The 14317-nt window shown below is 72.7% G+C and carries 13 protein-coding genes; 10 read left to right on the top strand and 3 right to left on the bottom strand.

The window, feature by feature from the left end; translation table 11 throughout:
- A complete protein-coding gene (locus ACFXGI_RS00590; protein ID WP_384701126.1) occupies nt 1-510 on the top strand; it encodes a gluconokinase in 510 nt (169 codons plus the stop codon).
- 4 nt (nt 511-514) lie between these two features.
- Here the strand turns inward: ACFXGI_RS00590 and ACFXGI_RS00595 are convergent, their stop codons facing one another.
- Both ACFXGI_RS00595 and ACFXGI_RS00600 read right to left on the bottom strand, forming a co-directional pair.
- Complete coding sequence (locus tag ACFXGI_RS00595) at nt 515-2260, bottom strand: cation:proton antiporter (protein WP_384701808.1); 1746 nt, start codon at nt 2258-2260, stop codon at nt 515-517.
- 14 nt (nt 2261-2274) lie between these two features.
- A complete protein-coding gene (locus ACFXGI_RS00600; protein WP_384701128.1) occupies nt 2275-3228 on the bottom strand; it encodes a DUF389 domain-containing protein in 954 nt (317 codons plus the stop codon).
- 157 nt (nt 3229-3385) lie between these two features.
- Between ACFXGI_RS00600 and ACFXGI_RS00605 the strand changes: the two genes are divergently transcribed.
- The 6 genes from ACFXGI_RS00605 (at nt 3386) to ACFXGI_RS00630 (ending at nt 10072) form a co-directional block, all read left to right on the top strand.
- Nucleotides 3386-4318, top strand: a complete 933-nt coding sequence (locus ACFXGI_RS00605; protein WP_384701130.1) for a cyclase family protein — start codon at nt 3386-3388, stop codon at nt 4316-4318.
- Nucleotides 4319-4447: 129 nt separating this feature from the next.
- Entirely contained in the window at nt 4448-6028 is a 1581-nt protein-coding gene (locus ACFXGI_RS00610) for a GMC oxidoreductase (protein ID WP_384701132.1), read from the top strand.
- 47 nt (nt 6029-6075) lie between these two features.
- Nucleotides 6076-7893: a glycoside hydrolase family 15 protein gene (locus ACFXGI_RS00615; RefSeq protein WP_384701135.1), complete on the top strand. Its 1818-nt coding sequence runs from the start codon at nt 6076-6078 to the stop codon at nt 7891-7893.
- 115 nt (nt 7894-8008) lie between these two features.
- Nucleotides 8009-9013 carry a dihydroxyacetone kinase subunit DhaK gene (dhaK, locus tag ACFXGI_RS00620; protein WP_384701138.1) on the top strand — a complete coding sequence of 335 codons (1005 nt, stop codon included), beginning with the start codon at nt 8009-8011 and terminating at the stop codon, nt 9011-9013.
- Between the two features lie 46 nt (nt 9014-9059).
- Nucleotides 9060-9671, top strand: coding sequence for a dihydroxyacetone kinase subunit DhaL (gene dhaL, locus ACFXGI_RS00625; protein WP_384701141.1), 612 nt, complete (start codon nt 9060-9062; stop codon nt 9669-9671).
- Nucleotides 9668-10072, top strand: coding sequence for a PTS fructose transporter subunit IIA (locus ACFXGI_RS00630; RefSeq protein WP_384701144.1), 405 nt, complete (start codon nt 9668-9670; stop codon nt 10070-10072). The genes dhaL and ACFXGI_RS00630 overlap by 4 nt, the downstream gene beginning before the upstream one ends.
- Before the next feature lie 99 nt (nt 10073-10171).
- Here the strand turns inward: ACFXGI_RS00630 and ACFXGI_RS00635 are convergent, their stop codons facing one another.
- Nucleotides 10172-10594, bottom strand: a complete 423-nt coding sequence (locus ACFXGI_RS00635) for an RNA-binding S4 domain-containing protein (RefSeq protein ID WP_384701147.1) — start codon at nt 10592-10594, stop codon at nt 10172-10174.
- 134 nt (nt 10595-10728) lie between these two features.
- On the opposite strand from ACFXGI_RS00635, the gene ACFXGI_RS00640 reads away from it, so the two are divergent.
- The 3 genes from ACFXGI_RS00640 (at nt 10729) to ACFXGI_RS00650 (ending at nt 14190) form a co-directional block, all read left to right on the top strand.
- Nucleotides 10729-11124 carry a molybdopterin-binding protein gene (locus ACFXGI_RS00640; protein ID WP_053692665.1) on the top strand — a complete coding sequence of 132 codons (396 nt, stop codon included), beginning with the start codon at nt 10729-10731 and terminating at the stop codon, nt 11122-11124.
- A gap of 121 nt (nt 11125-11245) precedes the next feature.
- Complete coding sequence (modA, locus tag ACFXGI_RS00645) at nt 11246-12070, top strand: molybdate ABC transporter substrate-binding protein (protein ID WP_384701150.1); 825 nt, start codon at nt 11246-11248, stop codon at nt 12068-12070.
- 146 nt (nt 12071-12216) lie between these two features.
- Nucleotides 12217-14190: an ABC transporter permease gene (locus ACFXGI_RS00650; RefSeq protein WP_384701153.1), complete on the top strand. Its 1974-nt coding sequence runs from the start codon at nt 12217-12219 to the stop codon at nt 14188-14190.
- Nucleotides 14191-14317 lie beyond the last annotated feature (127 nt).

The raw sequence follows: 14317 nt of genomic DNA on the forward strand, positions 1-14317 counted from the left end.
GTGGTGGTGCTGGGCGTGGCGGGTGCCGGCAAGAGCACCGTCGGCAGGGCGTTGGCCGAGGGACTCGAAGTGCCGTTCCTGGAGGGCGACGACCTCCACCCCGCCGCGAACATCGCCAAGATGGCCGCCGGCCGCTCCCTGGACGACGCGGACCGCGCCCCGTGGCTGCGTACGCTCTCGGACCGGATACGGCAGTCCTCCCGGTCGGGCCGGCGGCTGGTCGTCTCCTGCTCGGCCCTCAAGCGCGCGTACCGCGACGAACTCCGCGCAGCCGCCCCGGGAGTCTGGTGCCTTTACCTGGCGCTGGACCGCGACACCGCCCGGGCCCGGGTCTCCCGGCGGACGGGCCACTTCATGCCGATGCGCCTGGTCGACTCGCAGTTCGAGATCCTGGAACCGCTCGAACCGGACGAGCCCGGCGCGACCGTCGACGCGGCCGGCGCCCCGGAGGCCACCCTGGCCCGGGCGCGTCGCGCCGTCGCGGACTTCGGCGGCGGGCCGGCCCGCTGAGGAGTCAGCCGCCCAGGAGTACGGCGGTGTCCCCGGGTCCCGGCACCGGGCCGCCGGTCCGGGTGACGGGCAGCAGCGTGCCGTCCTCACGCACCAGGAACAGCAGGTGGTGTCCGGCCGGGACGGGCCCGTGGAGGCGACGCGTGACGAGGCGGGCGCCCTGGTCGTAGCGGCGGGACAGCTCGGCTCCGGTCAGCGCGGGATCGAAGAGCACCTGGCCGCCGGTGTACGGGGCGACGACGCCCTGCGTGTCGGTCGCCGGCCCCAGGCGGTACACCGGACCCTCCACGCTGCCCTGGAGGTTCATGGAGGCCAGCGCGTTGAAGTCGCTCTCGTCGGTGAGGAGCAGGACGCCGGTGAGGCCCTCCAGCTCGGCGCCCGAGCCGGTGGCCGCGGCGAACAGCTCCCCGGGGGCGAGTTCGAGCCCGGCAGCCCTGATCCGGTCCCGCTGCGCGTCGTGCCCCGCCCACATGAGGACCTCCAGCCCGGCCGACCGCAGGGCCAGTCCCAGATCGACCACCCAGGGATCACCGCCCACGAGCAGCGGCCGCGAGCGCGACGGGCGCACGACGCCCAGCCGTTTCGCGACCGGCACGGCGGTGAGCCCGTAGAGCGTGACGGTCACCACGATCACCACGAACGTGGCGGGAAGGATCTTCGACGCGCCGACCACGCCCTTGGCCGCCAGCGCGGCCGAGAACGTCGAGGCGGTGGCCGCGGCCACGATGCCGCGCGGCGCCATCCATCCCAGGAATCCGCGCTCCCCGCGCGTCAGATCCGTACCGAGTGACGCGACGGCCGCCACGAGCGGTCTGGTCACCAGGACGAGGACCGCGACGAGAGCCAGCGTCGGCAGCAGCACGTGGCGCAGCGATTGGGGGCTGACGGTGGCCGAGATGGAGATGAACAGGAGGCCGATGATCAGGTGCACCAGGGTCTCGAAGAACGGATTGCGGGCGCCCGTCTCGGCTCCGGGCAGGTTCGCCACGGCCAGCCCCATCAGAACGGCGGCGATCAGGCCCGTGTCGTCCCGGATCACATTGCAGGCCGCCGCCACGCCGATCACGGCGGCCAGCTGGACCGTGGTCCCCAGTACCGCCCCCGGCCGCAGGCTGCGCAGCAGCTTCAGCAGCACGGCCCCCGCGACGCCGCCGGCCAGGCCCACCGCGGCACTGGTGGAGAACTCCACCACCTTGGCGGCCGCGCCGCTGCTGTTCCCGGCCACCACCGCGTGGAAGACGAGGGCCCCCAGGATGGCCCCCACCGGGTCGATGAGCGTGCCCTCCCAGATGAGGATGTGCTGCAGCCGTTCCGTGGGACGCACGAAGTTGAGCAGCGGTCCGACCACGGTCGGGCCGGACACGATCAGGATGGCTCCGAGCATCACGGCCGCGCCGCCCGACATCCCCAGCAGAACGCAGGCGAGCACCGCCGCCGACCCCGCGGTGAGCAGGCCCCCGAACCAGATCAGCCGCACCACGACCCGGCGGGTGTGCGCCCTGAACCGCTTCAGGTCCAGGCCGAGCCCGGCGTCGTAGAGGATCACCGCGACGGCCAGCGAGACCAGCGGGGAGAAGGCGGCTCCGAGCAGTTCCTCGGGGTTCACGTCACCGGTCAGCGCGCCGGCGGTGAATCCGACCGGCAGCAGGACGATCAGCGCGGGGATGCGCAGCCGGCTCGCCAGCAGCTGGGAGCCCACGGCCAGGACGACGATCAGTCCGAGGCCCGTGAACACCTGGTCCTGCGACAGGGCGGCGGCCGCGTTCACGGCCCGCTCCGCCGCTCGCGGTGCGCACTGACACGCCGCCACATCGCCCGCTGGACCTTGAGCGTCCCGGTTCCGACCAGGATCAGCACGACGATGTTGAGCAGCAGCTGGAACAGGGATCCCAAGGCCTCGTCCCAGCTGGCGAAGGCGCACGAGACCCCGATGTCGGCCGCCGCCGGGATGGTGGTCACCGAGATGAACACGCCGAGCAGCGCGCTGGTGCGGGCTTCGGTCAGCGAGACGATGCCGACGACCCCGGCGAGCACGGCCACCACCGCCGAGAAGAAGTTGGGCGTGTTGATCAGGTTCGACACCGGCCTGATCCCGAGCTCGAAGGCCTGCGACTGGAGGCCGAAGCCGCGGACGAACAGGCCGAAGAGCAAGGTGACCGCCACGACCAGCAGAAAGCCCGCGAGCAGCGCCGCGAGGCCCTCCCGGACGGGAGAGCGCGAACGGTGGTCGATGCCCAGGGCAACGCTGCTGACGGCTGCGTACTCCGGGCCGACCACCATGGCCGCGACGATGAGGATCTGCGAGTTGGTGATGATGCCGACCGCACCGATGACACCGGCGATGGCCATGAAGAGGTAGAAGCTCGGGGGATACCGCCCCTCGGCCCGGATCCTGGCCTCCACCTGCTCCCATACCGGCACGCGCAGCCGGGACCCGAGCACCTCGGCCCCGGCTCTGGCCGCATGGTCGGAGAAGGCCGTGTCGATCGGGTCGAGGACGATGGACCCCCGCCGTTCGAGTCCGAGGTCGCGCAGCCCGCGCAGTACCTCGTTGGCAACTCCGGTGAGGACATCGCACACGATGGCGTCGCCGTCGGGGTTCCGTACGCTGTCGGGCAGCAGGGAGAGGTTGAGGACACACGGCTGGGCGCTCAACAGGGCCATGACACGTCCCGTGAGGTCCGGCGGGCTCACGGCCCGGACGTGCAGCATGTCCAAGCGAATCTCCGCGTGTGAGAGCGAGGCATACGGATGTGCGTCGGGCCCGGACAGGCCGCTCGTCCATTAACGCGGCGGCCCGGGAGCTCGGCAAATCGGATGCGGCCGGGCCACGGCTCGGCGCGCGCCGGCGGCGGGTGTGCCGGATGGTGAGGACATGGGTACGCCCGACGGGATGAGCGAGGCCGACTTCGGGTCGCTCTATCGTGAACTGCGCAATACGGCACCCGGTGGTGTCGCGCCCCTGGGAGCTCTGGGCACGATCACCCCCGCACAGACGCTGGCGGCCGTCCGTGAAGTACGCTCCGGCCGCTCGGTCTCGATGTCCGGTCCCGTGCACACCCGCAAGGGACCGGACAACGCCGAACCGGCGGAGCACCGGCTCACCGCGCCCGTCGGCGGCGCCCCGGACCCGGGCGGCCTGCAGTTCGCCCGGGACCGCATCGCCATGAACATCCACGGCGACGTCGACAGCCACATCGACGCCCTCTGCCACGTCATCTACGGGGGCACCCTGCACGGCGGCGTTCCCGCCGCGGACGTGCTCTCCCCGGAGGGATCCGCGGCCCTGTCCATCGACCTGGCCCGTGACGGCATCGTGGGCCGGGGAGTCCTCCTGGACATCCCGCGCCTGCACGGCACCCCCTGGCTCGAACCGGGATCGCACGTGAGCGCCGAGGACCTCGCCGCCGCCGAGGCGCAGCAGGGGGTGCGGGTCGGCAGGGGCGACATCCTGCTCGTACGCGTCGGGCACCAGCGGCGGCGCGCGCAGCTCGGTGCCTGGGACGCGGCCGGCGCGCGGGCCGGGCTCCACCCGACCGCCCTGCGCTTCCTGGCCGACCGCCAGGTGGCCGTACTCGGCAGTGACGGCAACAACGACACGGCTCCCAGTGCCGCGCGGAGCGTCGCGTTCCCGGTGCACGTACTCGCCGTCCATGCAATGGGTCTGCACCTGCTCGACTACCTGCAGTTCGAGGAGCTGGCTCCCCTCTGCGAACGGGAGGGCCGCTGGTCGTTCCTCTGCGTGATCGCGCCGCTACGGCTGTCCGCGGCGACCGGTTCACCCGTCAATCCCCTCGCGATCCTGTGACCGGCCGGACGTCCCGGCGCTCCGGCCCGCCCGATTCGCTGGGCATCCCCTCCGGAGCTACGTTGTAGAGGCGATACGGACCCCAACTCACCCGACAGGAGCAGATCGTGCTCCGGGGAGGTGGCCTGCATGGCCGAGGCGCGGGAGTACGACGTCATCATCATCGGCACGGGTGCCGGCGGCGGAACGCTCGCCCACCGTCTGGCGCCCACCGGCAAGCGGATCCTGCTCCTCGAGCGCGGTGGCTACCTGCCGCGCGAACGGGCCAACTGGGACTCGACCGAGGTCTTCGTCAAAGGGAAGTACCGCGCACCGGAGTTCTGGTACGACAAACACGGTGAGCGCTTCCCGCCCGAGGTGAACTACTACGTCGGCGGGAACACCAAGTTCTACGGCGCCGCGCTCTTCCGCATGCGCCCGGAGGACTTCGGCGAAATCCGCCACCATGACGGCGTCTCTCCCGCGTGGCCGCTGGACTACGGCGACCTGGAGCCTTACTACACGCAGGCCGAGCATCTCTACCTCGTCCACGGGCGGCACGGCGAGGACCCCACCGAGGGTCCGGCCAGTGCCCAGTACGCCCATCCGCCCGTGCAGCACGAGCCGCGCATCCAGCAGTTGAGCGACGATCTGGGGAAGCAGGGCCTGCACCCCTTCCACCTTCCGATCGGGGTGAACCTCGTCCAGGACGAGCAGGGGCGGGCGGCGCACGGGAGCGCCTGCATCCGCTGCGACCGCGTCGACGGCTTCCCCTGCCTGCTCGGAGCGAAGTCGGACGCCCAGGTCATCTGTGTGGACCCGGCTCTGGAACACGCCAACGTCGAACTGATCACCCACGCCGACGTGCGCCGGCTCGAGACGGACGCCGCCGGGCGGAGCGTCACCTCGGTCGTCGCGGAACTGGGCGACGGCTCGACCGTCCGGTTCGCCGCCGGCATCGTGGTGGTGGCCTGCGGCGCCGTCAACTCCGCCGCGCTGTTGCTGCGTTCGGCCGACGACAGGCACCCCCGGGGTCTGACCAACAGCTCCGACACGGTCGGCCGGCACTACATGCGGCACAACAACCTGGCCCTGATGGCGGTTTCCAGGGAGCCGAACGACACCAGGTTCCAGAAGACGCTGGCCCTGCACGACTGGTACCTGGGCAGCGACGACTGGGACTACCCCCTCGGCGGCATCCAGATGCTCGGCAAGTCCGACTCCGAGCAGATCCACGGCGAGGCACCCCGCTGGGCCGGCGCCGTCACCCCGGACATGCCGTTCGAGGTGCTCGCCCATCACGCGGTCGACTTCTGGCTGTGCGGTGAGGACCTGCCGGACCCGGACAACCGCGTCACCCTCGACGGGGACGGCGGTATCCACCTCGCCCTCGACGAGAAGAACAACATCGCCGGGCTGAAGCGGCTGCGGCACAAACTGCAGGGCATGCTCGGCCACTTGGGCATGCACGAGCACCATCTGCTGCCGCACAGCATCTACCTGCACAAGGGCATGCCCATCGGTGCCACGGCGCATCAGGCCGGCACCGTCCGCTTCGGCCGCGACCCGCAGAGCTCCGCTCTCGACGTCAACTGCAAGGCCCACGAGCTCGACAACCTCTACGTGGTCGACACGAGCTTCTTCCCGAGCATCGGCGCGGTCAATCCCTCGCTGACGGCCATCGCCAACGCCCTGCGCGTCGGGGACCACCTCGCGGAGCGACTGCAATGACCGGGACCCGGGCGGACCACCGCTGAGCCGTCCCGAGGAGGAGAACCATGGACCGTTACCCGCCCATCGCCGACCACGGACTCGTGGGGGACCTGCAGACCACAGCTCTGGTGTCGTCCAGGGGAGTGGTCGACTGGTTCGCTGCTCCGCGATTCGACTCGCCCAGCATCTTCGCGGCGCTGCTCGACCACGACAAAGGCGGATACTTCCTGCTCGCGCCGGAACACGACGAGGGGACGTGGCGGCAGCTCTACTACCCGGACACCGCGATCGTGGTGACCCGGTTCATGTCCCCCGACGGGGTCGGCGAGACCGTCGGCTACATGCCGGTCCTCCAGGGCCGCACCGCGACCGACCGGCACACCCTGGTGCGTGTGATCCGCGCGGTGCGCGGCACGGTGCGCTTCTCCCTCGAATGCCGCCCCCGCTTCGACTACGCGCGGGCATCCCACCAACTCGACCTGGCGGACCGCACGGCGACCTTCCGGGCGCCCGGGGCGACCGCGTTCCTGCAGGCCACCTTTCCGCTCGAACGGGACGGCCAGGACGTCCGGGCCTCGATCACGCTCACCGCGGGTGAGGCGGAGGCGGCGGTGTTCACCACCGGCGGGGAAGGAAGCGCGGCGCCGCCGCCGCCGGATCGCGAGAGGATCACCGACGAGCTGTGGGAACAGGTCGACTACTGGCAGAAGTGGGTGCGCAGGTCGCGCTACCACGGCCGCTGGGCGGAGATGGTGTACCGCTCGGCCATCACGCTCAAGCTGCTCACGTACGCTCCCTCCGGCGCGCCGGTCGCCGCCGCCACCATGGGTCTTCCCGAGCAGGTCGGCGGCGAGCGCAACTGGGACTACCGCTACACGTGGGTACGGGACGGCTCCCTGTCGGTACGGGCCCTGCTCGACCTCGGCTTCGTGGAGGAGGCGACCGCCTTCACCCACTGGCTGGGTGACCGCCTGCGCGCCCACGAGGGGCGGGACGGTGAGCCCCTCCAGATCATGTACCGGGTCGACGGTGACCCCAACCTGACCGAGGAGGTCCTCGAGCACTTCGAGGGCTACCGGGGCTCGTACCCCGTACGGGCCGGGAACGCGGCGATGGACCAGTTGCAGCTCGACATCTACGGCGAGGCGCTGTACGCCCTGTCCGAGGCCCGGGAGATCGTCGTACAGGCCGACTACCAGGGATGGAAGGCCCTGTCGCGGGCCCTGGACTGGCTCGCCGACTCCTGGGACCGGCCCGACGAGGGCATCTGGGAGACCCGGGGAGGCCGCCAGGACTTCACCTACAGCCGCGTGATGTGCTGGGCCGCCTTCGACCGCGGACTCAAACTCGCCACCGAGTTCAGCCGCCCGGCCGACACCGCCCTGTGGACCAAGGCCCGCGACGACGTCCTCGAACAGGTCATGGAGCGCGGCTGGAGCGACACGGAGCGTTCCCTGGTCCAGCACTACGGCAGCCACGTCCTCGACGCCTCGCTGCTGCTGGTCCCCCGGGTCGGATTCCTCGCGCCGCGGAGCCCGACCTGGCTGTCCACCCTCGACGCCATGGACCGGGTCCTGGTGTCCGACAGCCTCGTCTACCGCTACGACCCCGCGGCCTCCCCCGACGGGCTCCGCGGCTCGGAGGGAACGTTCAGCCTCTGTACGTTCCTCTACGTGGACGCCCTCGCCCGCGCGGGACGGCTGCCGCAGGCCCGCTACACCTTCGAGAAGATGCACACGTACGCCAACCACGTCGGTCTGTTCGCCGAGGAGATCGGCCCCAGCGGCGAACAACTCGGCAACTTCCCGCAGGCCTTCACCCACCTGTCGCTCATCATGGCCGCGACCACCCTGAACGAGGCGCTCGACGCCATCCAGCGCTGAACCCGCAGCCGTCCCCTCCGCCGCGGCGGCCTGGTCCCGGGCTACCGGCTGCTCTACCGTCGCCATCGGGCCCACCGCCCGCAGGCTCACCGGCCGACCCGATCAGGAGACACCCATGCGGATGCTGATCAACAGCCCCGAGACCGTCGTGGCCGATGCGCTGCGCGGGATGGCGGCCGCCCATCCCGAGCTGGACGTCGACGTGGAGCGGCGGGTCGTCGTACGGCGCGACGCGCGGGCCGGGGGCCGGGTCGGGCTGGTGTCCGGCGGCGGGTCGGGGCACGAGCCGCTGCACGCCGGGTTCGTGGGGCACGGGATGCTGTCCGCCGCGTGCCCCGGGGAGGTGTTCACCTCTCCGGTGCCCGACCAGGTACTGCGGGCGGCGGCGGCCGTGGACTCGGGGCAGGGGGTGCTGTTCGTCGTCAAGAACTACACCGGGGACGTGCTGAACTTCGAGATGGCCGCCGAACTCGCCGAGGAGGACGGCCTGCGGGTGGAGCGTGTGCTGGTCAACGACGACGTGGCCGTCACCGACAGCCTGTACACGGCGGGGCGGCGCGGCACCGGGGCCACGCTGTTCGTCGAGAAGATCGCCGGTGCGGCCGCCGAGGAGGGCGCCCCGCTGGACCGGGTGGCGCAGCTCGCCCGGCGGGTCAACGCGGCCTCGCGGAGCTTCGGGGTGGCGCTCAGCGCCTGCACGACACCGGCGAAGGGGAGTCCGACGTTCGACCTGCCCGACGGAGAGCTGGAGTTGGGGATCGGCATCCACGGCGAACCGGGCCGCGAGCGGCGGGCGATGATGCCGGCCCGGGAGATCGCGGAGGTGGCCGTGGGCGCCGTACTGGAGGAGCTCGGGGAGGTGGCGCCGGCCGACGGGCCGGTGCTGGCGCTGGTCAACGGGATGGGGGCGACGCCGCTGCTGGAGCTGTACGGGTTCCACGCGGAGGTGGCGCGGGTGCTGGCGGAGCGCGGTGTGACGGTGGCGCGGACGCTGGTCGGGAACTACGTCACGTCCCTGGACATGGCGGGGTGCTCGGTGACACTGTGCCGCGCCGACGAGGAACTGCTGCGGCTGTGGGACGCGCCGGTCCGCACGGCGGCGCTGCGGTGGGGCTGCTGAGAAGGTGGACGGACACGGTGTGGACGGGCACGGTGAGGAGATTCGGTTGCGTGACGCGGAATTCTTCCGGCGCTGGATGACGGCCGCCGCGGCCGCGGTGGAGCGCGAGGCGGACCGGCTGACCGAGCTCGACTCCCCCATCGGGGACGCCGACCACGGGAGCAATCTGCTGCGCGGCTTCACGGCGGTACGGGCGGCCCTGGAGGCGGAGCCCCCCGGGGGCCCGGGGGCGGTGCTGGTGCTGGCGGGGCGGACGCTGATCTCGACGGTCGGCGGGGCGTCGGGGCCCCTGTACGGGACGCTGCTGAGGCGGACGGGCAAGGAGCTCGGGGAGGCCGCCGAGGTCTCGGACGAGGCGCTGCGCAAGGCCCTGTACGCGGGGGTGGGCGCGGTGGCGCAGCTCGGCGGTGCCGCGCCGGGCGACAAGACGATGCTGGACGCGCTGGTGGCGGGGGTGGCCGCGCTCGGCACCTCGTACCGGGCGGCGGCGGACGCGGCGGAGAACGGGGCGCGGGCGACGGTGCCGATGCTGGCCCGCAAGGGACGGGCGAGCTACCTCGGCGAGCGCAGCATCGGCCACCAGGACCCGGGGGCGACCTCGGCGGCCCTGCTGCTGGGTGCTCTCGCGGACGTGGCGGACAGGGAGGACGGCGCATGAGCGGGCCGATGGTCGGCATCGTCCTGGTGTCGCACAGCGCGGTGGTCGCGGAATCCGTGGCGGCCCTGGCCCGGGGCCTGGCGGCGGGCGGCCCGGTCGTCCCGGTGGCCGCGGCGGGCGGCACCGCGGACGGGGGCCTGGGCACCGACGCCGATCGCATCGCGGCGGCCGCGGGCGAGGTGGACGGGGGCGCGGGAGTGGCTCTCCTGGCGGACCTGGGCAGCTCGGTGCTGACGGTGAAGGCCCTGCTGCTAGAGGACGAACTCCCGCCGGACTCCCGGCTGCTGGACGCCCCGTTCCTGGAGGGAGCGGTGGCCGCGGTGGTGGCGGCCTCGGCGGGCGCCCCCTTGGAGGCGGTGGCGGCAGCGGCCGAGGAGGCCTACACGTACCGCAAGGTCTGACCCGCGGGCCGGGCCCCGGGCCGGGCCGGCGGGGGCGGCCGCTGCGGTGGCAGCGGCCGTCGCCGCAGCGGCTTCGCCGACCCGGCGGGGCCCGCCTCGTCAGCGGCCGCGGCCGCCGCCGCCCCGGAGGGATTCGATTTCGCGGCGGTCCCGCTTCGTGGGGCGGCCCGTGCCGCGGTCGCGGACGCCCACCACCTCGGCCTCGATACGCGTCGGCGCCGGCGGGCTGTTGTCGACGAAGCATTCCGCGGCCACCGGGGCGCCCACCCGCTTCGCCACCGGCCGCTTGACCACCACGATGCGCTCGCGCCCCGCGTGGAACAGCCGCACCTCGTCCCCCGCCCGAACCACCTGGGCCGGCTTCGCACGCTCCCCGTTGACCTTCACGTGGCCCGCCCGGCAGGCGGTCGCCGCGACCGAGCGGGTCTTCGTCAGGCGCACCGACCAGATCCAGGCGTCCACCCGAGCGGATCCCGGGGTGCCCGCCGTTCCCGCACCCGTTCCCGTTGCTTCATCAGCCATGCCGAAACCTTAGCCAGCCGGCCCGGCCCGAGCGGAATGCATATTGGCGGAATCGCCAAGAGGCATGGCATCTGCCATGTGTATCAGCCCAAGGGAATTGCAAATGCGGGACACGTGCCCCTACCTTGTCGCTCATGCAGTCCTACACCATCGGACAGGCGGCGCGTCTGCTGGGCGTCAGCCCTGACACCGCCCGCCGCTGGGCCGACGCCGGCCGTGTCGCGACCCACCGCGACGACGCCGGCCGGCGACTGATCGACGGCCGCGACCTGGCCGCCTTCTCCGTGGCGGTGGGCCAGGGTGCCCACGCCGAGGACGAGGAGCCGTACACCTCGGCCCGCAACGCGTTCCCCGGCATCGTCACCGCCGTCAAGCTCGGAGACGTGGCCGCCCAGGTCGAGATCCAGGCAGGTCCCCACCGCCTGGTCTCCCTGCTCACCCGTGAGGCCGTCGAGGAGCTCGGACTGGAGGTCGGCATGCAGGCCACCGCCCGCGTGAAGTCCACCAGCGTGCACATCGACCGCACCTGACCCTCCAGACCTTCCAGCACCAGAGCACGTTCTCACCCGCTCCGCCCGTCACCGGCGCGGGTCACCACCGCGCGGAACCGGCACCCGGCCGGCCGCCGACCCGACCGAGGAGCACCAGCTCATGTCCCCGATCCTGACCCGCCGCAGCACCTTCGCCGCCGCGCTGACCACCGCCCTCCTCGTGCCCGCGCTGGCCGCCTGCGGCAGCAGTGACACGAAGGACACCAAGGACACGGGCGCCGCGGCCTCGCCCTCGGCGAGCGCCTCAGCCGAGCCCAAGGCCGCGAACCTCACCGTCCTCGCCGCGTCCTCGCTCACCGACGTCTTCAAGACCGCCGGTGCCGCGTACGAGAAGGCACACCCCGGCACGAAGGTCACCTTCTCCTTCGCCGGCTCCCAGGAGCTCGCCGCCCAGGTGAAGCAGGGCGCCCCGGCCGACGCGCTGGTCACCGCCGACACCAAGACCATGGACGGCCTGAAGGCCGAGACCAACGACCCGGCGATCATCGCCAAGAACCGCCTGGTCATCGCGGCCGGCAAGGGCAACCCGTTCAAGGTCGACGAGCTGAAGGACCTGGCCGACACCAAGATGAAGGTCGTGCTCGCGGCGCCCGAGGTCCCGGTCGGCCGGTACAGCAAGCAGATCCTCGACGCCCAGAAGATCGAGGTGAAGCCGGTCTCCCAGGAGGCCAACGTGCGCGCCGTGCTGAGCAAGGTCGAGCTCGGCGAGGCCGATGCCGGCCTCGTCTACAAGACCGACACCATCAAGTCCGGTGACAAGGTCTCCGTCGTGGACATCCCGGACGCCGACAACGCCGTCGCCTCCTACCCGGCGGCCACCCTCAAGTCGTCCAAGAACGCCGAGGCCGCCGCCGCGTTCGTGGCCTGGCTGAGCACCCCCGAGGCCCAGAAGATCCTCCAGGACGCGGGCTTCCAGAAGGCGTAACCGGCGCCGTAGCCGGAAGGATCGAGAGGGACCGCCTGGTCCGGGGGGACAGGCGGTCCCTTTCGGCGTGTCCCCCGCCGGAGCCACACGTGCCCGTCGCACTCCTCGTACCCCCCACCCCCCGTACGCTGCAGCCAGGAATCCACATGAGCAGACACCGCACCCGCACCCGGCCCCCTCTGACCCTGGCGCTCCCCGCGCTGCTCGCCGTCGCGTTCCTGCTGCTGCCCCTCGTCGGCATCCTCAGCCGCACCGAGTGGAGCGAGCTGGGCACCCACCTGACCAGCCCGGGCGTGGTCGAGGCGCTGCGCCTCTCGCTCTTCGTCTCCCTCTGGGCGCTCGGCCTCTCCCTGCTCCTGGGCGTGCCGCTGGCCTGGCTGCTGGCCCGGGTCCCGTTCAAGGGGAAGGCATTCGTCCGCTCACTGGTGCTGCTCCCGATGGTGCTGCCCCCGACCGTCGGCGGTGTGGCGCTGCTGCTGGGCTTCGGCCGGCGCGGACTGCTCGGGCCCTGGCTGGAGGGCACGTTCGGGATCACGCTGCCTTTCCACACGTCAGGGGCCGTCGTGGCGGCCACCTTCGTCGCCATGCCCTTCCTCGTCATCAGCCTGGAGGGAGCGCTGGGCGGCCTCAAGCAGAGCTACGAGGAGACCGCCGCCTCCCTCGGCGCCTCGCCGGTCCGGGTGTTCTTCACCGTGACCCTGCCGATGGTGGCGCCCGGCCTGATCGCGGGCGCCGCCCTCACCTGGGCGCGCGCGCTCGGCGAGTTCGGCGCGACCATCACCTTCGCGGGCAACCTGCCCGGCACCACCCAGACCCTGCCGCTCCAGGTGTACCTGCTGCTCCAGGACGAGCCGGAAGCCGCCACCTCCGTCTCGCTGCTGCTGCTCGTGATCGCCATGGCCGTACTGATCGCCCTGCGCGGCCGCTGGACCGGGACCCCGGTCGCCGTCAAGCCCACCAAGGCCACCAAGGCCGCCGAGGCCGCGGGGACGCCGGACGAGGCGGCGGCCGCGGCTGCCGAGACCGGGCGGATGCCGGACGCGCCGGTGGCGGCGGACGTCTCCACCGATCCCGCCGACGGCGGCCGCTGGCCGCTGCACGCCACCGTCACCGGCTTCAACGAGCTCACCCTGGAAGCCGATCCCGGCACCACCATCGCCGTCGTCGGCGAGAACGGCGCCGGCAAGACCACCCTGCTGCGCGCCCTCCTCGGCCTCACCCCGCGCGCCCACGCCGAGCTCCGCCTCGGCGACACCGACGTCACCGCACTGCCCCCGCACGAGCGCCAGGTGGCCTGGGTCCCGCAGGACGGCGCGCTGTTCCCGCACCTGAGCGCGCTGGCCAACACCGCCTACGGGCTGCGCGCCCGCCGGGTGCCGCGCACCGAGGCCCGCCGCGAGGCGCAGCTGTGGCTGGACCGGCTCGGTGTCGGCCACCTCGCCGCCCGCAAGCCCGCACACCTGTCCGGCGGCCAGGCCCAGCGTGTCGCCTTGGCCCGCGCGCTGGCCGCCCGGCCCCGCCTGCTGCTCCTCGACGAACCGCTCGCCGCCCTCGACCAGACCACGCGGGCCCGCGTGCGGCACACCCTGCGCACGCACCTGGCCGGCTTCGGCGGAGTCTGCCTGATCGTCACGCACGACCCGGTCGAGGCGGTTTCGCTCGCCGACCGGGTCCTCGTCCTCGCCGAGGGGCGCGCCCTCCAGGACGCCCCGCCCGCCGAGGTCACCCGCCATCCCCGCTCCCCCTGGGTCGCCCGGATGCTCGGCCGCAACGCCTGGCCCGGCACCGCGTCGGCCGACGGCCTCGTACTCGCGGCCGGGGGCCGGCTGGTGGTGGCGGAGGCGCTGCCCGAGGGGTCACGGGCGCTGGCGATCATCGGCCCGGAGGCGGTGTCGGTGCACCGCGACCGCCCGTCGGGCAGCCCGCGCAACGTCTGGCAGGGCTCCGTACGGGAGATCACCGCGGTCGGCAGCCGGCTGCGCGTACTGATCGGCTCGGCCGAAGCCCCCGACCTGGTGGCGGAGATCACCCCGGAGGCCGCGTCCGAACTCGGCCTGGTCGACGGCTCGAAGGTGTGGACCAGCGTGAAGGCGACCGAGGTGACGCTCGTGGAGCTCTAGGGGGTGTCCGCGAAGCAGCGCCGTCCGCCCGGAGGGCGGTCCCGCGGCGTCCGGTGCGTGCTCGGCGCCGCTGGGCAGGCGGGACTTCGCGGACGCCCCCTAGGGGGCGTACCGGACGGCGAGCCAG

Source organism: Streptomyces sp. NPDC059355 (assembly GCF_042752335.1).
Classification (GTDB): Bacteria; Actinomycetota; Actinomycetes; order Streptomycetales; family Streptomycetaceae; genus Streptomyces.